Origin of the sequence: Microvirga mediterraneensis (genome assembly GCF_013520865.1) — a bacterium.
Classification (GTDB): domain Bacteria; phylum Pseudomonadota; class Alphaproteobacteria; order Rhizobiales; family Beijerinckiaceae; genus Microvirga; species Microvirga mediterraneensis.
Genome location: NZ_JACDXJ010000001.1, coordinates 464,261 through 484,223, shown reverse-complemented (window position 1 = coordinate 484,223; position 19,963 = coordinate 464,261). Strand labels below are relative to the sequence as shown.

The window sequence follows — 19,963 nt, the reverse complement described above, 5'->3', positions numbered from 1 at the left end:
ATAAAGGGCCTGATTTACGCTGCCCGTTGAAATATTTTTGCTTTTTCGGCCGGACTGTGATAGGGTCCGCAAATGCCGTCGCTTGCGCTCAAGCCGTGCACCGTCCCTGCAGACCGGCGGTTCGCATAATTGAAGCAAAGATTCGCGTCCTTTGACTTAAGGGAGCGTCGCTGCCTTGGTCAAGGGTATGAGCGTATTTAGCCGCTGGCTTACATCAGGGAGACGAGCGGAATAGTCAAGTTCCGTGATGCTCAATCTCGATCCTCGTTCCCCTGGGTCCCTGCCCAGTGGAACCACAGCTTCCTCGCTGCCAAGCGAGGACCATGCAAGGAGGCCTCTCTCGCATGACAACCGCCAAGAAGTCCGCCCAGCGCCTTGGGTTCAAGTCCGGTGAAGCAATCGTGTATCCCGCTCACGGCGTCGGCCGTATCACGGCCATCGAAGAGCAGGAAATCGCAGGCTTCAAGCTGGAGCTCTACGTGGTCTCCTTCGACAAGGACAAGATGGTCCTGCGCGTTCCGACCGGTAAGGCTTCCAGCGTGGGCATGCGCAAGCTTGCCGAACCGGCCCTGGTGCAGAAGGCTTTGGACGTGCTGACGGGTCGTGCCCGCGTGAAGCGCACCATGTGGTCGCGCCGTGCGCAGGAATATGAGGCGAAGATCAATTCCGGCGACCTGATCGCCGTCACGGAGGTCGTGCGCGATCTCTACCGCTCCGAGGCCCAGCCCGAGCAATCCTACAGCGAGCGCCAGCTCTACGAATCCGCCCTCGACCGGGTTGTCCGCGAAATCGCCGCCGTGAACAAGATCACGGATACGGAGGCCCTCAAGCTCATCGAGCAGAGCCTTGCCAAGTCCCCGCGCCGTGCCAAGGGCGCCGAGGCCGAAGGCGACGACCTCCAGGAAGAAGCCGCCTGATCGAAAGGCACCTTCCATCCCGCAAAAAGCCCGGCGCCAAGCCGGGCTTTTTCTTTCCCGAAGCCTTGTTTTCCAAGGCTTGGAATCTATTTTGCAAAACTTGGCTGTGAGAAGTGAACTTTTCGCGGTCTCGCTCGTTGTGTCTCTGCCAAGGGAGAGCACACAATGGGAGAAATCTCAGGGGTTCGCCGCCGGTTCGTCCGCGCTGCCATGAATGCACCTTTTCTCGAAAGGGAAGAGGAGCACCTTCTTGCCGTGCGCTGGAAAGAGAACCGCGATGAGGCGGCGCTTCATCAATTGACTGCTGCCCACATGCGCCTCGTGATCGCGCTGGCAGCCCGTTTCCGCCACTACGGCCTCCCGATGGCCGATCTTGTTCAGGAAGGCCATGTGGGGCTCCTCGAAGCCGCCGCTCGCTTCGAGCCTGAGCGCGAGGTTCGTTTCTCGACCTATGCAACTTGGTGGATTCGTGCCTCCGTGCAAGATTACATCCTTCGCAACTGGTCAATCGTCCGGGGCGGAACGAGTTCCGCCCAGAAGGCGCTCTTCTTCAACCTGCGCCGCCTGCGCGCCCGCCTGACCCGCGGCGGCGAGGAGCGCATCTCCTCCGAAGTGCATGCGAAGATCGCCGAGGCGATCGGCGTGTCCAAAGCCGACGTGGCTCTGATGGACGCCCGGCTCTCGGCGCCGGACACGTCCCTCAATGCGCCTGTTCTGGATGCCGATGCGGGGAATTCCGCGGAGCGCGTGGAATTTCTCGTCGATAACAGTCCGTTGCCGGACGAGAGCGTCACCGACGTGATCGACACGGAGCGCCGCGTGCGCTGGCTGCAGCAGGCTCTGGAAGTGCTCAACGAGCGCGAATTGCGGATCCTGCGTGCTCGCCGCCTCGACGACGAGCAGGTCACCCTGGAATTTCTAGGAGACAGGCTCGGGATCTCGAAGGAACGCGTGCGTCAGATCGAGAACAGGGCGCTGGAAAAGCTCAAACGCGCCCTGGTGGAAAAGTACCCCCAGGCTTCGGGTGCTTTCGTTTAATTAAGGCGCGGGCAAAACGAGCATTCTCACCGGCGAAGCGGGCAACCGCTTCGCCGATTTCTTTTGGGGAGTGGCCGAGTTACTCGACGACGACCTTGTAACGCTCGCCCACCTTGAGCGCATCGCTCCGGTTGAGGCCGTTGAGCAGCAGGAACTTGTCGAGCGCCCGGTCCACGGGCATGCGGGCCGCCAAGTTCTGGGCCGTGTCGCCCCGCTGGGCGGTGATGACCTGCAGCTTCAGCGGCCTGATCCGGCGGGCTTCATCGGGCTGCACCTGGCGGACGCTGTTGAGGGTCTGCTGGAACAGGCCTTCCAGGTCTGCCCTGTTCCCACGGGTCGCCATGATGAGGCGGAAGGTGGTGTTGCCGATCCGGATGGCCGAGAGGCGGAAGGTCCATTCCTTGCCGTTGGACAGGGCGGTGACCACGGGCAGGCCGTTCACCGTGCCGATCGTCAGGGTGCCGGGCTCGATCGTATCCGTCCAGGTGGAGCGCAGCACATCCTCCAGGCTCTGTCCGAGCGGCGTATCGGCGGCATCGAACAGGAGGCGGCGCTCGCTGTCGCCGGAGGCGCCCAGCACCGCCTGGGAGGTATTCTCGAGGGTGAACCCCTCGGGCGCCTCGAAGGCGACGCCGAGTCGCGAATGGATGAACCGACGACCCTTCACGACGCCGTCGGCCGGATCATCCCCGTAGGAGAGACCGTCGAGCGCCGTCAGATAGGCGAGGCGGCCCGTTTCGCCCGTTCCCTGCATGCCGGTGCGCCGTGCCGCCTGGAGCGCCCGCGCCACCCGGTCGTCCGTCCGCGGGTGGGAGGCGTTCCGCTCGGCCGTCGAGGAATCCGAACTGGCGCTCGAGCGTCCAAGCGCCGTCAGGAACCGCGGGGCCCCGTAGGGGTCGAACCCGGCCCGGGCCAGGACTTTCACGCCGGTCTGGTCCGCCTCGAGCTCTTGCGCGCGCGAGAAGCTGGCCAGGGCCGAACGGGCCTGGTTCTGTGCCATGGCGGCCTCTTCGGCATCGTTCAGCACGTTCTCCGCCACGCGCTCGATCAGGTCCGACCGCGCCTGCAATTCGCTGCGCTGTGATGCGTGGCGGAGGGTGACGTGCGCGATTTCGTGCGAGAGCACGGCCGCGACCTCGGAGGTGTCGTTGGCGAGCGCCAGGAGCCCGCGCGTGACGTAAAGGCGTCCGTTCGGCAGGGCGAAGGCATTGACCACCGGCGAGTTGAGGATCGTCACCTGGAAGGCCTCGTCGGGCCTGTCGGTGGCCATCACGAGCCGGTTGGTCACGTCGGTCAGCATCTGCTGGAGCTGCGGAGCCCGGCCCTCGCCGCCGAAGGCGCGCACGAGCCGGATGTGATCCCGATCCCTGTCCGGGCCGATCACCCGCGGCGCATTGGCCGGCAGCGAGACATCGCCGCCGAAGCCCGAACAGCCCGCGACAAGGGCCGCAAGCAGGACGCTGCCAAGTAACGAAAAGCTACCTCTCTGACGTATTGTGCTCATGCTCGTTCATCGTGGCAGGCGGCCGCCTTCAAGGCGTTCGATCATGTCCGGAATGACAATGGAGAAGGCTGTCCCTTGCCAAGGCTGCAAAACGCCTCGGGCCCGGATCCGCCGGCCCCTGAGCGCCTCGGTGCCCATGCCGCGGTCGGACATCTGCTTCCAGGTTTTTCGAGGAATGATGATCGTGAAGTCTTCTGCCCAGTGCTCCCCGAAGTTCAAATAAGTCCGCTGTTTGCGCTCACCGATGCTTCTGACGCGCCCCTCGACCAGGATGAAATTGCCGATTCGGGCCCGCAGACGCTCGGATTGATCGACGTCCATGGGCTTATAGCGGTCATCGGCCCAAAGACCAAGGCGTCGTTCGCGGGCATTGGCTTCCAGGGCGAGCAATTCCGGCTGGCAGAAAGCGTCGTCCAGGCCCGCATCCGTGATCGCAAGGCCTGCCTCGACGAGGCCGTGGCTCCAATCGACGGGAGGTGCCGTGCCGACGGACCGGATCCGGACGGGTTTCCGGCCCCAGCGGTCGGAATGTCCCGCGCCTTGAACGAGGCTGGGCTCACCGGCGCGGTTCCGCAGCCAGGCCAGGGCCTCGTCGCGATAGGGGGGCGCATCCGGAAGCCGGATCCCGGCGAGCCGGGCCGGGCCGAGGACGGCCAGAACGAGGTCGCCTTCCGGGGAAAGGTCCTGCAGCCGGTCGGGCCGGATCTCCGCGGAGCAGGCGGCGCCCGGCCGCTCGCCCGAAACAGGCTGCGCCCGCCCGGCGGGAGCGGCGAGCGCGAGGCCCGCCCCGATGCCGATGGTCAATAATGTCCGCAGGGCCGCTCCCGTCATGGGACGGGATCATACCCATTCCGGATGAAACGGCTACGCTTGTTCTACCACCGGATGACCACGACCCTCTCGCGTCCGTTGCCCAGCTCGACCGCTTCCAGGCCTTCCGTCTTGCGGTTCTGTGGCTTCGCATCCTCGATGATTTCGATCTCGGCCACATGAGCGGCGAAGGCCTCGTCCACCTCGGCGACACAGAGAAGGGTGTCGGGGGGGAGATTCTCGATCTGTTTCAGGAAATCGCGAAGCGTCTGCGCCATGATATGCCTCCGGTTCCTTCTCAACCGGATCGGGCCAAGCAGAGTTCCTTGGGGTTCGTCGGGGGAAGGTAGCAGAGGGCCCTCCCCTGAAATGGCTTACAGGCGTAGAATGAGAGGTGCCGGTCGCGCAGCAACAGGAGGTGGGCCATGAATGGGCATCGCACTCTCGCTTGGTTCGCGTGCAGCGTCATCTCGACATTCGGCTCCATCCCCGTGGCGTCCGCCCAGCATCAGGGCATGGCGGGCTCCATGAGCGATGAGGACATCATCAAGAGCGCCATGACGGCGGCGCCGCCCGCCGTCGCCAAGGACGCGACCATCGTGGATGTCTCGCCGGACGGAAAAACCCGAATCGTCCGCAAGGGGACGAACGGCTTCACCTGTCTGGCGGACAATCCGAACACGCCGGGGCCGGATCCCATGTGCGGCGACAAGAACGCCATGGAATGGGCCCAGGCCTGGCTCGAAAAGAAGGAGCCGCCGAAAAACAAGGTCGGCTTCATGTACATGCTCGCCGGCGGCACGGATGCCAGCAACACCGATCCCTATGCCCAGAAGCCCGAGCCCAACAACAACTGGGTCGAGACCGGGCCCCACGTGATGGTGGTGGGCGCCAAGGGCATGATGGAGGGCTATCCCCGCACCGCGAAGCCCGACACCTCGCAGCCTTACGTGATGTGGCCGGACACGCCCTACGAGCACCTGATGCTCCCGGTCCGGCCGCCGGAAACCGGGACCCGGTAGCCCTTCGCCCGGGCCGCCGTGCCCCAGACCGGCGACACGACGGCCCGGCCCGGCACGATCTCGTGGCCGCAAGCTGCGCTCAAAGGCATGACCCCCCTGGAATGCCCCTCCCGACCGTGCTAAATCCCCTCGTCTTACGCGGTCCCGTAGCTCAGCAGGACAGAGCAGCGGTTTCCTAAACCGAAGGTCGGAAGTTCGAGTCTTCCCGGGATCGCCAGCATTTTCGAAGTAACTGAAAGGCCGTGGTTACCTCTCGGTTACAAGTCGGCACGTTGATCCCAGGACAGATCCAGACCTCAAGAGACTGCACCTAGATGCGTCACATTGGAACTGTGCCATACCTCAATTGGATTCAGCAAAAGCCGAATGGACCAAAGCTAAGCTTACAACGCACTAAACGTTCCAGTGTTGCTGTGAGCGCGTCTCAATAGCCAGTCGAAGTGCGAAAGTTGGGAATAATAGGATAAGTGGGTCACCAGCCGGCTTAGGTTAGAGTAGGTTTGGGTATGACAAGATTCTGGTATTTCGCTGGCCGAGCCGAATGAACATATTCGATTTTATAACGCAGGATGAGATCGACGATCTTCCGGACGACGATCCGCAGGCTGCGTTCATAATGTTTGTGCGGATTGCTCAGCGGCGCCTAGGCGACCGCACTGCACAAATCGATGATGAAAGCCAAGGTGGATGGCGTTTGCTTGAGGATGCGCGCTATGGCTTCGTGAATGTAGTAGTCGCGGCTGCTAAGAAATATGAGATTGAGCCTTTTATTTCATTAGAAATACCGAAACTCGGACGCTTCGACGATCAATTTCATCGACAGTTTAGAGCCGACCTCGATCATTACATAACTCAGCTTCTTCTGGATAATAGTTCAAGAGCTAAGCGTGATTCAGTCTCGATCTCTTCTGATTTAAAGGCTGAGATTAGAAGTTATTTGCATCATCTACGTGAGGCAGTCGATAGAGCTGATTTAAGCGAAGCCAAACGGAGCATCTTGCTTAGAAAACTAGCGGAGTTCGAGGCTGAGCTGGAAAAGAAGCGCCTCAACATGGTGGCTTTAACCACTTTCGCGATTACAATTCTGAGTGCTCCAGGAGGGATCTGGGCCACCGCCGAGCTAGCGCCGAGGTTAGTCACGAATATACTGCGCCTTGTTGGCGAGGCTAAAGAAGCAGACGACGCATCACGGCGAATTCAGTCCGCCATGCCACCAAAGGCAATCACTGGCCCTAGAAGAGAAGATTCGGATCAGTACCGGACATCGGCTGATGGATCGAGGTATACCTCCGATCTCGATGACGATATACCATTTTAGGATCGAGGGTGAATGCTGGGTTTCCCGGTTTAATCAAGGCTGTTTTATTGATCGGTCTACAGTCTGCTGGCGAGAGCCAATCTTAGTCAGCTCTAAGGGGGGCTACTTAACAAAAATGTCTAGGCCTCAGTCATCCGAAGATCGGCTGATTTCATTTGGGTCAAATACGGCGAGAGTTCCCGAGCGTCTTCTGCTGGCGCATTCCCGTGGTGAAGTTCTGTTCATCACCGGTGCAGGAATATCGATGCCATCCGGCCTGCCTGACTTCCGCACGTTGACTTTGCAAATCTATGAGAAGCTCGAAGGTCCGACACATAATGTTCTTAAGTCGGTGCCTCGGAACGCATGTAACGCATGGAAAGCCAAAACTGCAGGACTGGATAACAGACAATGCGCTGAAATCAGCCGTTTTATCCAAGGCGAGTACGACGTCGTATTAGGGATGCTAGAGCGCCGAATGGATGGCGTCGCAGTTTCCACGAGCAAGGTAAGGAACGAGGTTTTTGACCTCTTGCGAGCCGGAAGCCCCCGTCCGTCGTCAACTCACAAGGCATTGATCCGCCTCGCTGATCGCGGCGCCGCTACAACGATCGTCACAACGAACTTCGATTTGCTACTTGAAAAAGCCGCGCATGGTTTAGGAAAGAGCATAGACACCCATTCATTGGGTGCAATGCCACGACCTGGCTATCGTGATGACTTCTCTGGAGTGCTCCATATTCATGGAGCCCTTAATAAAAATTCCAACAACAGATCAAATGTTATTGTAACAGACCAGGACTTTGGCGAGTTCTATCTCAGGCGCCGCGTTATCCCTGACTTTATTTATGACGCGGCTCGGCTCTTTCATCTAGTGCTCGTTGGGTACAGCGCAAGCGACGCACCAATGCGGTATCTGCTTAATGCGGTTGCGGCAGATGGCTCTCGCTTCAGCGATTTGAAAGAGCGTTTCGCCTTCGTAGGCGTAGACTCATCTGATCCTGTCGCGATGGAAGACTGGAAAGGGAGAGGTATCACGCCGATTCCTTACTCAGTAGCGGATAACCATGCTTCCGTCGCCCAGACACTTATCCAGTGGTCAGAGCTTTCGGCAATCAATGGAAAACGTGATCGAATTGACTCCTTGTTGAGGCGCGTAGCGCGTAAACCACGCTCAGCTACCGATGATGCTGACCGCGATCTGTTCGATCACTTGGTACGGAGGAGTGTCGACACAGAGCGGCAGCGGATTGCGGCACTTATCTCTCAAGCAGGAGCCACCATGGAATGGCTAGATGCAATTACCGCCATCGGAAATGAACCTCGTAGAGAGAGGCTCTAATGGCTCGATTATTGTCTTACTTTTCCGATATGGAGCGCGGGGCATACGATGCTGCGGTCGCATTCCTGAGCGGCCGTCTTGATCAACAAGTTACAATTGATTGGGCACTCAGTATACCAAGTCATGAGCACGTGAAGCGGCTTGCGGTACTGGAAGTTCTTAGCCGTGATGGTGAGAGGCTTCAGGAGCCCTGGCATTCTGCGTGGCGGCTCGTCGAAGAGAGTTGGAACCAGCAGCGCAGTCGCCGCCCACCATGGGACGGCCTATATGCACTGCGTGCTCGCATCGAGCATGGAGATCGGTCAGGAGCATTGATCAGAGAGATTGTGGAACTGGTAGAGCCTTCTCTCGAAGCAAAGTCATTGAAAGATCCTGCACGAAGGCCAGAGCGCTCAACCGATGTTGTATTACTCAACCTGACGAGCGGTGAGACAATCGACCCTAACGAGCTTGGCATCTCAGGAATTGTTGAGTGTCAATTTCTCATTGAGCTAGCCAATGATCTAGACGCTTCCGTTACCAAAGGAATTAATATCGGTCACAGGATTGGCTGGCAGAATCAGCAGAGTCTATGGCGCCTTGGAGGGTTGGATCGGGCCTACTTTGTGCCAGTCGCTGAGAGAGACCCGGAGCAGCATGAACCAGACGAATTTAGCAAGGGTATCGCACCTTCAGTTAAGTTGTTACATGCGACCGTCGCAAGGATTCTAGAGGTCGATCTGGATGAAGCAATCGCGTTCGCCCGACGGTGGCAAACTTCGAAGTCTATCATCTACATAAGGCTGTGGTCCGCCCTCGCGCGTGAACACCGCATAATGTCAGGGGAGGATATCGGTCCTTTTCTGCTCAGTTGCAATGATCAACAATTCTGGAATGTTCACTCCTTTCCCGAAGTTGCGGAACTTCGCGCGCGCCGCTTTGCGGAATTATCCGATACGAACCGAAAAGAAATTCTTGCCCGTCTTATGAGGCTGCCTCCACGAAAGCATTGGCCAAGAGATATCGATCGCAGCAAGGTCGATGAGGCTCGTCGGTACTGGGCTGCACGTGAACTACTCCGGATTGAGCTCAGTGGCGCGGAGTTGCCAGCAAAACAGCGAACTTGGCTTTTTACTCAACTGCTACAGTTCGACGACTTACGTCAAATGAATCGAATTGATGAAGGATTCCCTGGGACGCACAAGGCTCGACGGGTTCCACCTGACCCGGACGATAGGTTTGATCTTCTAGAAGGTGTAAGCCGCCTTGCCGCACTAGAAGCAGCTCTATCATCAACTCGTGATAGCTGGAAGGATGATCCAAGAGGGCGGGCATCCGACTGGATGCGCTTGGAGGGCAAATGCGACGAGGTGTTGTATGACCTCGAGTCTACGAAGGACGCTGGCGCAACCTATCCGCATGTATGGGATCAATTCGGATGGATACACCGTCCAAGCCAGCCTAGTGAAGAGAATGGTCCAAAGACTTCCGTTGCAGATACGAAAACAGCTTCTCGAGTTCTATATCTAATTGCGCAGCTACCAGACAGCACCCTACGCAAGGCAATCGAGGGTCTCGCAACCTGGATGGATAATTGGGAGCGGCAATTTGAGTTCGCCGAAGGTGCTGTCAAAGCGTGGGCGCGCCTCTGGCCAATTGCTGTTACTGAGACCAACTCGCAGCAGGACGAAGGGGAGGAACCGGACCTAAACATACTTGTACGATCGTCTGACGGACGCGAATCTGAAGATCTTGATACATACAACACTCCAACAGGAAAGCTCGTTGGCGTATTCCTAGCTCTTTGTCCAACCATCAGGCCAGGCGAACAGCCATTCGAGGCCGATGAAAACTTGCGCTTCATGCGTGACACCATCGTTCAAACGAAAGGTCGGTCACTCATGATTGCGAGACATCGGATGCTTGAGGCACTATCTTACTTCCAGATTGCGGACGCTTCTTGGTCGGAGAAGCACCTGCTGGGTCCTCTCTTAGCTAGCACATCCGAAGCATCTACACTTTGGAGAGCTGTCGCTCGTCGTCGCCTTCCAACGGAATTGCTGAAGGTAATTGGAGTGCAAATCGCCAATCGTGCGAGTGATCCACAGTTGGGACGAGAGACTCGACAAGCATTGGCATGGAGCCTCGCTGTTGAAAGCCTTCATGCTTTACGCGAGGAGCGCGATCCAGCCATTCCGCACTCCGACGTGCAGCAGATGCTTCGAACGATCGATGATGAAGTGCGCGCTCATGCAGCTGAAGCAGTACAGCGCTTTGTAAGCGAGATGTCTCAGGCAGCTGACGAGATAAGTGGTACACCGACACCTGAAGAGGTGTTTTATGCGGCTGCGCAACCATTTTTAGCCCAGGTATGGCCTCAAGAGCGATCCTTGGCTACCCCAGGCGTGGCGCGGGCCTTCGCTGATTTGCCCTCGGCATGCGGATCTGCATTCGCTGAGGCCGTGATTTCGATCGAACGTTTTCTCGTTCCATTCGAGTGCTGGTCAATGGTCCAGTATGGGCTTTATGGAGAAACTAACGGGAGACCGCGACTTGCGTTAATCGACAACCCTTCGAAGGCTGAAGCACTCCTATTAATGCTTGATCGTACTATCGGAACTACAGACACTTCGGTGATCCCGCGTGATCTGAGCGCTGCGCTTGATCAAATTCGCGCTGTTCATCCGTCCGTAGCTGATAGCCAAAGTTTTAGGCGCCTAGCTACGGCCGCGCGTCGTGGATGAGCAGAAATGATCCCGCAGTACTAAATGAGACCATCTGCCCAACCGCTATTCTAGCACAGTACTATTTCACGTGTCGGGCGCCTGTAGCTCGAGTCTATTGTGGATCGTAGCCATCGTGGTTAATTGTGACTGCTTGTAGCCTGTCAAGGGGGCGCTCGCGTTCCGCGTCAAGATCGAACCGAATGATTTTATCCACTGCCGATGTTCCCATTATTGAAGGTAGACACGGCCCTAGTGGTTAAAATCTTACGCTTGGTTCCGGCGACGCAGACCCACCCTAGGCAGGAAAGGAGTCATTCCCGCCGAGCGGCGGAACTAGACAGTTGCGCCATATGCCGCCGTACTCCGAACTGCTGCCTTAATAGCGGCGGTAGCGCCCTCGTGGCCGTTGGTGACGTTCCACTGTGAGATGCTGAAACTCGCTACCATTCAAGCAAAACTTCATGAAACTCTCTCGTGTAACGGCAGCGATTACAACCTTTCCGGTTGCTCGATTGAAGAGAAACTGCCAGAGGACTTTTTCAGGAGGCTGAAAGCCAGCAATTTGAAAATCTTCGTCCCCAAAGTCGATAAACACGTGGTGTCGGAGAGGAGCCCAGCGTCGGACCATAGCCGCGGCTCTCGTTCGAGGATCCAAGCACAAAGGGCTGTCGTTGACTATGTATCCCTCTGCCACGGCTTCACGAAAGGCGGAAAGATCACGCTTATATCGCATGCCATCCACGACCCAAACCATTGTCCCATAGAACTTCTCGCGGGAAAGGCGCTCTTCGGGATCTAGAGGCGAGTGCTGGAACTCAATCACCACGCCCTTATCGTTCTTAACATCCGCGATATGACGTTCGCCGTCAGCGGCGACGTGGATGACCTCCTGCCACTCCTTCGGGAATAGAGCCTTCCACGCCCGATGCCATTCGGTCTCCGGCTCCCACCAGCGATCACATTCGAGTTTCCCAAGGTGAGACCAGTGCCAAATCCGCTTCTGACCACACTTGGCGACCACTTCTGCGCCGCAGTTCGGACATGTTCCACGGAGCTTTGGCTCAGCCTCTTGACGTACCCGATTTACCAACGCGTACTGCATTTTCCCCACCCCTCAACCGACTGACGATGCGTGCAAGGGTTGCTGCCGGATTGAACGGCGGTAAAGGCCTGCTGAGCGAGAATTTCCGCACCGTGTCACTAAACGCTTACATGGGTTGTTGCACATTTTAGCGGGGAGTGTTGCACATTTACATCGATATTCATCGGCTGAAAGCTTGGATAAACCTGCGACCCGCTTCTGGTCAGGTCCGCACCTCCGATGCGCATCGAACGAACATCCGAGATCGGCTGGAAGTCGTCTTCGGCGTCGGGCACCGAACGTCAGGTCTTTGTCCATAGAGTGCACGACGACCGCCGCTGACAATGCAATATTCCAGATATTATGCGGTGTCCTTGGGGCCCCCGTTGCGGTGACGCTGGCACTACAATACGGGGAGGGTTGAAGCCGAGGCGGCGGAGAGATGAGCCAGCCGGCCCCGGGGCTGGCCGCATGGACATACCCTACCGCGCAGCGGGAGCGGCTACGGAGGCCTATGAGCCAAGTCTACCGGCCTGTACAGCCACGTGGCGCTCACGACTGCTGGCGGCCCACGGACGGGCTCGTGGTGCTATCGCTCACTCAGTATCGATGATCCGGTAGCGGTCTGTCTCACAAATCCCGTATTCCTCGAGTGCCCACTCAACGTCTTCAATAAAGAGCTCAGAGATCTCAGCGGCCGCAGACAGGCAGACGCGCGACTCGCTAGAGGTGACCAGATCAACTAAGACGACTTCCCGATCCGACATGTGCTGCTCCTCTTTATCGGAAAAGCAAAACACGCCGAGGGCGCGCACAAAATTATCCGCGACGCATGGTTCTGCGCCGCGGCATGTTTCGAAAACATATTCTAATCTGACGCTCTATACGAAGGCTCGCTCCAGTGCCGCAATGGCATCCTCGCCGCCGCGTACAGCCTGTGTGTAGTGACCTAGCGTGACTACAGCGTTCGAGTGCCCCGCAAGTTTAGCGACCAGACCAACCTCGACACCTTGAGCCTGCAGTGTGGAAATGAAGCAGTGACGTGCCGAATGAGGGGTGACGTAGGGAAGACCCAGTCTCTTGAATGCCGGCGTCCAGAAGCGAGTCCGGAAATTCGCATAAAGCAGGGTACCCCCGCCACCAACACGGCCTTTGGGCCAAGCTCGCCGCTGGCCTGGACTCGGAAAGACACGATGGAGCTCACCGAGCCTTCGTGGGCAGCGCACACGCCAGTCCAGAAGCAGTGCCCGTAGCATTGAGCTCATGGGGATGTCACGCGTCCCTGCGGCAGTCTTTGTCATTTCGCTGATGGTCCCATCCATCTCCTGCATGCGTTGGATGCGGATCAGGTTTTTGTCGAAGTCGACGTCATCCCACAGCAGAGCCAACTGTTCGCTGGGTCGCGTCCCAGTGAGGAAGGGAAAGGCATAGTAGATCCCGCGCTCGAGGTCGTTGCGCGCGGCCTTGAGTAACGTTGCGACCTGATCTGGCGTGAGGATCGCTTTCTTGAGCTTTTGACGTCCACGGCCCAACTTGGAAGGCATAGCGGGTGGACGGATGTTGTGATCCTCAGCAGCGAGCGCCAGCGCCGCTTGCAGGTACGTCTTGGCTCGGTTCGCCGTGAAGGAGCCAACTTCCTTCGTTAAGAGCTTATGCCAAGCCCGAATGTCGGCAGTAGTTAAGTCCGCGACCTTCACCGGGCCCAGCAGAGGCTGCAGCCGCGTGCCTTTCGGCACTTTGCCAGTCATCGTGTATTCCGTGCGCTGGTCCTTGGATCCGATAAGAAGCGGGCCGACGATGGAGCGCGCGACGTGGCGATAACCCCGTAACGTCCTTTCCTTGACGTTGCCTACACAGTTGTTGAGCCAGTTCTGAACGGCTTCCTCGACGACCAAATCAAGGCGTGCCGCTGGTGCGGGAGCATAAGTGCCCGTCACCACAGCCGCGGCGATCTCGCTTGCTTTATGCTGCGCATCTTTCTGTCGTTCAAAGAACAGCTGCTTACGCTTGCCAGTAATCGGGTCACGAAAATTGATCACATACCGCGTTTGCACGACGACTTCGCCCGACTTGAGGCGGCGACGGCGTTCACGCTTGGTCACTTTGATGGCGATCGACATCTTGGTTCCTTAGGAAAACGAAAAATCAAAAGGGAAGCATGCCCGTGCAACCGGCACAATTATTCGCGATGCTGCGAGTCATCGAAAGGCGGTGAGGCGTACCAGAGAGTGACCACGCAGGTAACCATGGGGGAATTTTGGCCCGATAGCCCCGAAGCGACGCGGCCTGAACTACGGTTCAATAGTCCATGAGTCGGTCGATGGGGCACTTCGAAAGCCAAGACGCCATGCCTCAACGCTGCCGTGTGGCGGCTGTGGCATGTGTGGCGTGGGCGGCGGCACTTCCGTGCGCTGCCCACGCCACACACCCGCAGCGCGGCCCCGGCTACCCACACACCAGCCCCGCCTAGGGGACACGCCACACGTGCCACCACGCCACGGCCTAGAAGGCTTGCTTGTCACGGTGTTCTGTTGGTTTTGGGCGCTCATAGCCTCGAATGGTTTGGCCTGCGAGGTTGAATTTCTTGGGCTCCCATCCCAGTTGGCGCATCAGGACGGCAAGGCGTTTTGTATGGGCCTGCGTTTGACGTTCTGGGGGGATATGAAGCGTTTCCTCGAGAAGTTTGTGAGTAACGATCCGAACCATATCGCCATGCGCGACCCCACGTTCGCCTGCCAGTTTCTCGAGCCAGGGATCATCTTCGAGCCGCGCGGCCTGTTCGACCGCAGCGACCTCCCAAAGTTCTTCAGGCAACGAGATGCTCTCGCCTTGCTGCTCCCGGTTCGCCGCCTCGGCGAGGAGTTGATCGCGGTCCCGACGAAGCGCTTCGAGGTCAATGAACCCGGTCTTTACCGGCCAGAAACGCCGATTGCCGGTCAAATCGCGGAGGTATTTGTCGTCGTTGGTAGTGCCGATGAAAATAGCCTGCCGCGGGCGAGCGGTGGAGTAATGGGCGTAGGCCATGCGGCTTCGGTCGATGGTCCGTGAGGCGAAGGCTTTGATTTTGTTGACTTCAGCTTTGCCGAATCCCTCTACCTCGCCGAGTTCATAGAACCAAACACCTTCGAGCAGTTCGATTTGGGCTTTCGCGTCAAGGGTCAGAATTTCCTGGTCGGAATGATTGCCCGGCCCGGCGAGGATCGCCACCGCCGTCGATTTGCCGGACCCCTGTTTGCCTTCAAGCACGACAATCTGGTCGAACTTGACGCCGGGTCGCCTAATCCGTCGCACTGCCGCGATCAGTATGATACGGGAGACTGCGCAGTTGAGAGGTGTATCTTCTGCCCCCAAGTAGTTGGTCATCCATCGATCGATGCGCGGCACGCCGTCCCAGACCAGCCCGTCGAGCAGCTGCCGGATCGGGTGGAACGCATTCTCGAGACAAAGGAGATTGACGGCGTCGCGGACGTGCTCCGATCGCGGATCAAACCCGAAGTTCTCGATAATCAATCCGCGCAGGGCCATGCAGGCATCGTCGCTGATTTCGCCTTGGTGCTCTTCGAGCGGTTGTCCGCCGACCATCTTACGATTGCGGAACAGGTCGAAGGAGCAGGAGAGGCTGAGACGCCGAATGGCCACCGCCGCGTTGCGCATTGTCGCGCGGGGACTGCCATTCTTATCGCAGTCGGGCCAGCCATTTTCGATGGCCGCCTTCGCAGACCTCGCCTGCTTTAAGGCATAAGGGATAGGGGTTCTTCTCTCAAGTATAGAGGCCGAGATGCCGAAATCGGGATTGATGAGAACACCCGCAATCAGCTCCTCTGCACAGCCGGCGCGCACAAGTTCACACGCGACATGAAAGACAGCTTCGCTCCGTGATGGATACCGCGGCGCTTCACCGGTGCGCGGCCGGTCGGGGTCGTCGCCGACCTGAATCACGCTCCGCGTGGAGCCAGAGACATTTTTGGGTAGGTCATCTATTCCACGCGGCGTGATGGCTACAGAGATGGGCGCGAAAGTCGGCCGATCGGCCGGCTGTTCGGTGAAATTTTCGATGGGGTAGCACAGGTTCCAGTCCGTTAATGCCGTGACCAGGTAGGCGAGGGTTGGGATTCGTCCCGCCGCTCGCTTCTTGGCGTTGGGCACATTGATCGTGCCGGGAACGCGCATGATCCGGTCAATGTTATGGCAGTTGTCGCCACCGAGCTCCGCAGCGATGCGCATACTGCGGCGCTCGATCCTTTCGAGGTCGCTGCAAGGCGCATCCAATCGCCAAAAGGCTTGATACCCACCGCCTGAAAATAGGACGACCGAAGGCCTTGGTGCGTGCTGTTCGATCCGGCTAAGCGCGTTCGCGTCATCGACGTCGACATGGAGGAAAGCCGCCGCGCTGACGTCGCCCTTCTTCGCCTTATTGTTGCGGATACCCGGCGACAGGATATTGACATGGAAGTAGAGGTTCTCCACGCCTTGGCGATCCTCGATCCAGGCGGACATTGCGTCGAGATTGTCTGGGTCGAAGGTTTGGGCAATAGGCGGCCCATCCGGCTTCATGGCGACGAGATGCCAGGGTCCGTCCGGGTGCATCGCTTGAAGGAATGCGACTGCCTCGGCTGTATTGGGGATAATGTGGTCCAGCATGTGAATTCTCTCAAGTCAGCCGTCCCCCATCGCGGGCGGTGCCGTACGATGAGGAGGCGTAGGTATCATGGGTGTCGCGGGCATAGCCGCTTCGGGCCGCCCGGTGACCAGGCCGGCTCAGTCGGGTTGCCTTTTAATGACGAAGACGAAGTAATCGCGGAGAGCATAGAAAGAGACCGAGGGGGCCGAGATGATAGCTGTTTCCTGAGCAAGTCGGTTCACAAGCGAGTTTGGGTCGTGCTCTGGGAGAAGGAAGTCATCTCCGTTGTCCCGGAGAGGGAGATTTGAGAGAGTATTGTCAGTATCTTGGGGCATCATGATGCTTTCTCAGGACAGCCGAACCCGTTCACGCAAATGACATGCGCGGTTGGTGAGGCGAAGATTGTGGGAAGAGGAGTTAGAGAGAGGGCGACATTGCCTTCAGAATATCGCTCAGCTTCACGTATTTGCGCGAGTTTAGGATCGAATAGGTCGGGATTATCCCTGATTGCGCAGCGCGCTGAATTTTGAAATAGGGGATATTCAACGCCTCAGATGCTGCGCGGAAGGTCCTCAGCTTGTCGTGGTCGGGAAACGAAGCTAACTGCTTAGCCTCATTCCTGTAGGTCCCGGAATTTGAAATTTTTGTCTGCACGGTCATTTCTCCACGTCACAATTGACGTGGGTAGAAACTGAGGCTGTCGCGTCTCCCTTAATAGCCGTCGTGATTTAATTGCCGCGGAGATTTCGAGGTGATTTTGCGCGCTGGCTTTTTTGGGATACGGGGACACCACGGGGACGGCCGGCTTTGTTCCAGCCCGACCTAGTTGCCTCGCAAGCAGCGGTCCATGCACGTTCAAATCCTTTTTCCGAGAGGCCCGGAAACTCGCCCTTAAGCTCTTTCCAGACCTCAGACTTGGAGCGGCGAGCCGTTCCATGATCGTTCATCATGGTAATAAGGCACCTCTTAGCGTCCGCCTCGGCTTTTCCCGTGGCGATGGCCCTGCCGGCTAAACTCGAGATAATTCGCTGAGCGTCGTCGAGATGAAAGGAGATGTTTACAAGCTTTCGGGGGCCAGCTCTCGCAGAGTTAGCTTCAATATCGAGATCAACGTCCTTCGACCCCCATACATCGCCTGACACTTCACGGCGACCATCCTCGGTCGACTCGAAGGCCTGAAGAGCCTGCTGCGCCAAAACTTCGCGGATCTTCTCGACAGTAGATTGCCTGCGCAGGTGGGTGGAATAAGCGGTTTCGTATCCAGCTTTATCTTCTATAGGGTGGGCACGGAAATATGAATGTAAAAAATCCAGCCGGTAGATAAGCCGTCGGAATGGAGCATTATGATCTAGATCTCCAGTCAGCTCATTCTGGCGAATTAGGTGATCGACATAATCAATGTCGGACTGCCCTGACCTCTTGGCAAGCTCGGCCGATTTAGCTTTCAACTCAGCACTAAGCACTAAAGCTTCTTCATAGGGGATGACCGTGTCGGCGCTGATCTCCCGCCCACTCCACGATTCGGCAAACGTTAGCCTCCCTAATTGCTCAAAAAACTGCGTTAAGGAGATGTACCGTGTGAGGTGTTGCGGGAGTAAAGTCATAGGGCGTAGTGAAGCTCGCTTAGGGGCATCCGAGACGATAGCCAATGGGACTGGCCAAGCAAAGTCGACTTTCTGTGCCGCTCCGCCCACCCTATGCCACCATATACACAGTGCCGCCGCGCCGTGGCCCTGCGGACGCCGCTGCGGCACCGCCTAGCCCTACTATAGCTCCACCGCCTCACGCCAGCCCAGCGGCGCCTCCGCGCGAGCGCGTATATGGCTGTGGGGAAGCGGCTCCTAGTAGTTCCATGACGGGTCGTACGAATAATATATTAGTACGGAGGAAGCTTTCTCATACCCGCAATTGGAGTTCTTTTGAGGTGTCTGTCGCCTCTGTGCGAGTAGATTGGGGTTAGCCGAATGCCGTGGGTAAGGCTAGGCATAAATGGAGCCGAGTGGGTTGGAGTATAACCAACATACTCGCAATTGGATTCGCTGCAGCGTTCGTCAGTCGAAGATCTATAAATGGCCGATGGCGTTCATTTACCTCTTGCAAGGTAGCTCAAAAGCGTAGGAGATTAATCTTGTCAAAAACTATATAGTTTAGCCTCTCGGTTAAATCAGCGCGCTTTTGTAAGCTGAAGGATCGGGTTCTTTCTCAGGCGGGATCAAATACCTAACACAAAGACAATTATTCTGATATCGCATCGGGAGCCTCGTATGTTCACGTGTCTTTCTGCGCTCATAATTGTCACGCTTCCGTTCCTTACGGGCGTCGCTTTCGCCAAGACCAAGCCGCAGCCCAGGGATGTTGTTGTTATTGATGCTGCGAGCCTCGCTAGATTTTCTCCGAGAGCGCGAGCGGATGTCGTGTCCACGATGGTGTCGAATTGGAAGATCGCTAGCCAAGCAGGAATTGTCGGAACGAAAAGGATCGAGCATTTCATAGCGCAATTAGCCACGGAGACAGGTGGCTTTCGATATTTGGCGGAAAATCTCAATTATTCGGCCGCCCGCTTGCTGCAGATTTTTCCGAGGCGAGTTAGTCCCGAGATGGCGGCCCAATTGGCGAACCAGCCGGTTAGAATTGCGAACTTCGTTTATGGAAACCGGCTCGGAAACCGACTTCCCGAGGATGGTTGGATTTATAGAGGCTCTGGATTGGTCCAATTGACTGGACGGGGAAACTTCGCCAGCCGAGGCTCCGAATTAAACATTAAACTCGAAGAGGAGCCAGACCTCGCCAGAACCCCGTTCGGGGCGTTCCAGACAGCAGTAGCTTACTGGAAGGCTCGCGGAATTAACACGATCGCGGATAAGGACGATATTGCGAGTGTCCGCAAGGCCGTCAATGGCGGAATAAATGGACTTGCTGAGTCACGAATTTGGTTAGCCAGAGCGCAGCGATATCTTCGTAGTTCAACGGGGAGTTTTGAAGAGCCGGGACTTACCTCCAGTGAACGCAATGCCGTCGCTGACCAGCTGAAAGTGTTAGGAATACTGCCCACCGGTCCCGGTGCGTTCGTAGATCCCGACCTGTCAGTGTATCTTAAGCAACTGCAAAGAGCGCGTGGGATTGATGAAACCGGCAAATTAGATGAGGATACCCTGTATGAAATAACTGATCCCGCGCATTTCAAAGCTGATTCTGGGAAACAATTTGCATCAGCAACGACCGATGAATACTCCCATGTGCTAGAGAAGCCTGGCGACGAAGCGGCCTTTAAGCTCTTCTTGGGTCAACTCCCGAAAATCACGATTACAGATGATCGAGAGGTTGCTCGCGACTATTATCTGGTTGAAGGAGATACGCTTTCAAGTGCCGACGAGGTGAGAGCCCATCTGAATGAAATTCGAGGGCAGAAAGATAAAAACGCAGCTTCTCCTCCCTCAGGCGAACTCCTTGTAATGACAGATCGTAGCGGTCGACCTCAGTTCTGGGCCCGAGGACAAAGGCATTTAAGCTATACGGTTAGGAAGTCCTCCTTTAGGAGCTTGAATGAATATCATGATGTTGTTGAACGAATGAAGCTTGCTGCATCCGCTTGGGTATGGCCTGCCCCATGTAGGTGATCCGTGTGT

General features: G+C 57.3%; 15 protein-coding genes and 1 tRNA gene. 8 read left to right on the top strand and 8 right to left on the bottom strand.

Annotation, left to right across the window (positions count from 1 at the left end):
• Window positions 1-344 precede the first annotated feature (344 nt).
• Together H0S73_RS02220 and H0S73_RS02215 are read left to right on the top strand one after the other, a co-directional pair.
• Complete coding sequence (locus H0S73_RS02220; protein WP_009493395.1) at window positions 345-917, top strand: CarD family transcriptional regulator; 573 nt, start codon at window positions 345-347, stop codon at window positions 915-917.
• 165 nt (window positions 918-1,082) lie between these two features.
• Window positions 1,083-1,955 carry an RNA polymerase factor sigma-32 gene (locus tag H0S73_RS02215; protein ID WP_181050624.1) on the top strand — a complete coding sequence of 291 codons (873 nt, stop codon included), beginning with the start codon at window positions 1,083-1,085 and terminating at the stop codon, window positions 1,953-1,955.
• 79 nt (window positions 1,956-2,034) lie between these two features.
• On the opposite strand, the gene H0S73_RS02210 is transcribed toward H0S73_RS02215, so the two are convergent.
• Genes H0S73_RS02210 through H0S73_RS02200 form a run of 3 tightly spaced genes read right to left on the bottom strand, consistent with a single transcriptional unit; the run spans window position 2,035 to window position 4,547 of the window.
• Window positions 2,035-3,459 (bottom strand): M48 family metalloprotease, encoded by a 1,425-nt coding sequence (locus H0S73_RS02210; RefSeq protein WP_181050623.1) that lies wholly within the window; start codon window positions 3,457-3,459, stop codon window positions 2,035-2,037.
• A gap of 6 nt (window positions 3,460-3,465) precedes the next feature.
• On the bottom strand, window positions 3,466-4,290 hold the full coding sequence (locus H0S73_RS02205; RefSeq protein ID WP_181050622.1) for a thermonuclease family protein: 825 nt from the start codon (window positions 4,288-4,290) through the stop codon (window positions 3,466-3,468).
• Between the two features lie 44 nt (window positions 4,291-4,334).
• Complete coding sequence (locus H0S73_RS02200) at window positions 4,335-4,547, bottom strand: sugar phosphorylase (protein ID WP_181050621.1); 213 nt, start codon at window positions 4,545-4,547, stop codon at window positions 4,335-4,337.
• A gap of 147 nt (window positions 4,548-4,694) precedes the next feature.
• On the opposite strand from H0S73_RS02200, the gene H0S73_RS02195 reads away from it, so the two are divergent.
• The 5 genes from H0S73_RS02195 (at window position 4,695) to H0S73_RS02175 (ending at window position 10,653) form a co-directional block, all read left to right on the top strand.
• Entirely contained in the window at window positions 4,695-5,291 is a 597-nt protein-coding gene (locus H0S73_RS02195) for a hypothetical protein (protein ID WP_181050620.1), read from the top strand.
• 140 nt (window positions 5,292-5,431) lie between these two features.
• Window positions 5,432-5,508, top strand: a tRNA-Arg gene (locus H0S73_RS02190).
• A 324-nt stretch (window positions 5,509-5,832) separates the two neighbouring features.
• On the top strand, window positions 5,833-6,609 hold the full coding sequence (locus tag H0S73_RS02185; protein ID WP_181050619.1) for a hypothetical protein: 777 nt from the start codon (window positions 5,833-5,835) through the stop codon (window positions 6,607-6,609).
• A gap of 115 nt (window positions 6,610-6,724) precedes the next feature.
• Window positions 6,725-7,930: an SIR2 family protein gene (locus H0S73_RS02180; protein WP_181050618.1), complete on the top strand. Its 1,206-nt coding sequence runs from the start codon at window positions 6,725-6,727 to the stop codon at window positions 7,928-7,930.
• Complete coding sequence (locus H0S73_RS02175) at window positions 7,930-10,653, top strand: hypothetical protein (RefSeq protein WP_181050617.1); 2,724 nt, start codon at window positions 7,930-7,932, stop codon at window positions 10,651-10,653. The genes H0S73_RS02180 and H0S73_RS02175 overlap by 1 nt, the downstream gene beginning before the upstream one ends.
• A 358-nt stretch (window positions 10,654-11,011) precedes the next feature.
• Here the strand turns inward: H0S73_RS02175 and H0S73_RS02170 are convergent, their stop codons facing one another.
• From H0S73_RS02170 to H0S73_RS02150, 5 genes are all read right to left on the bottom strand, one after another.
• Window positions 11,012-11,737: a competence protein CoiA gene (locus H0S73_RS02170; protein WP_181050616.1), complete on the bottom strand. Its 726-nt coding sequence runs from the start codon at window positions 11,735-11,737 to the stop codon at window positions 11,012-11,014.
• Window positions 11,738-12,312: 575 nt separating this feature from the next.
• Entirely contained in the window at window positions 12,313-12,531 is a 219-nt protein-coding gene (locus H0S73_RS02165) for a hypothetical protein (RefSeq protein WP_181050615.1), read from the bottom strand.
• 66 nt (window positions 12,532-12,597) lie between these two features.
• Window positions 12,598-13,836 (bottom strand): site-specific integrase, encoded by a 1,239-nt coding sequence (locus H0S73_RS02160; RefSeq protein WP_181050614.1) that lies wholly within the window; start codon window positions 13,834-13,836, stop codon window positions 12,598-12,600.
• 382 nt (window positions 13,837-14,218) lie between these two features.
• Window positions 14,219-16,357, bottom strand: coding sequence for a VapE domain-containing protein (locus tag H0S73_RS02155; RefSeq protein ID WP_181050613.1), 2,139 nt, complete (start codon window positions 16,355-16,357; stop codon window positions 14,219-14,221).
• Window positions 16,358-17,065: 708 nt separating this feature from the next.
• A complete protein-coding gene (locus tag H0S73_RS02150; protein ID WP_181050612.1) occupies window positions 17,066-17,941 on the bottom strand; it encodes a hypothetical protein in 876 nt (291 codons plus the stop codon).
• Window positions 17,942-18,601: 660 nt separating this feature from the next.
• Between H0S73_RS02150 and H0S73_RS02145 the strand changes: the two genes are divergently transcribed.
• On the top strand, window positions 18,602-19,954 hold the full coding sequence (locus H0S73_RS02145) for a glycoside hydrolase family 19 protein (RefSeq protein ID WP_181050611.1): 1,353 nt from the start codon (window positions 18,602-18,604) through the stop codon (window positions 19,952-19,954).
• The last annotated feature ends 9 nt before the right edge of the window (window positions 19,955-19,963 follow it).

What these genes read in the sequence shown, in the direction of transcription:
- H0S73_RS02195 (WP_181050620.1), top strand. Translation starts at nt 4,695, where the DNA reads ATGAATGGGCATCGCACTCTCGCTTGGTTCGCGTGCAGCGTCATCTCG.
- H0S73_RS02200 (WP_181050621.1), bottom strand. Translation starts at nt 4,547, where the DNA reads ATGGCGCAGACGCTTCGCGATTTCCTGAAACAGATCGAGAATCTCCCC.
- H0S73_RS02145 (WP_181050611.1), top strand. Translation starts at nt 18,602, where the DNA reads ATGTTCACGTGTCTTTCTGCGCTCATAATTGTCACGCTTCCGTTCCTT.
- H0S73_RS02160 (WP_181050614.1), bottom strand. Translation starts at nt 13,836, where the DNA reads ATGTCGATCGCCATCAAAGTGACCAAGCGTGAACGCCGTCGCCGCCTC.
- H0S73_RS02170 (WP_181050616.1), bottom strand. Translation starts at nt 11,737, where the DNA reads ATGCAGTACGCGTTGGTAAATCGGGTACGTCAAGAGGCTGAGCCAAAG.
- H0S73_RS02180 (WP_181050618.1), top strand. Translation starts at nt 6,725, where the DNA reads ATGTCTAGGCCTCAGTCATCCGAAGATCGGCTGATTTCATTTGGGTCA.
- H0S73_RS02205 (WP_181050622.1), bottom strand. Translation starts at nt 4,290, where the DNA reads ATGACGGGAGCGGCCCTGCGGACATTATTGACCATCGGCATCGGGGCG.
- H0S73_RS02150 (WP_181050612.1), bottom strand. Translation starts at nt 17,941, where the DNA reads ATGACTTTACTCCCGCAACACCTCACACGGTACATCTCCTTAACGCAG.
- H0S73_RS02185 (WP_181050619.1), top strand. Translation starts at nt 5,833, where the DNA reads ATGAACATATTCGATTTTATAACGCAGGATGAGATCGACGATCTTCCG.
- H0S73_RS02215 (WP_181050624.1), top strand. Translation starts at nt 1,083, where the DNA reads ATGGGAGAAATCTCAGGGGTTCGCCGCCGGTTCGTCCGCGCTGCCATG.
- H0S73_RS02155 (WP_181050613.1), bottom strand. Translation starts at nt 16,357, where the DNA reads ATGCTGGACCACATTATCCCCAATACAGCCGAGGCAGTCGCATTCCTT.
- H0S73_RS02220 (WP_009493395.1), top strand. Translation starts at nt 345, where the DNA reads ATGACAACCGCCAAGAAGTCCGCCCAGCGCCTTGGGTTCAAGTCCGGT.
- H0S73_RS02175 (WP_181050617.1), top strand. Translation starts at nt 7,930, where the DNA reads ATGGCTCGATTATTGTCTTACTTTTCCGATATGGAGCGCGGGGCATAC.
- H0S73_RS02210 (WP_181050623.1), bottom strand. Translation starts at nt 3,459, where the DNA reads ATGAGCACAATACGTCAGAGAGGTAGCTTTTCGTTACTTGGCAGCGTC.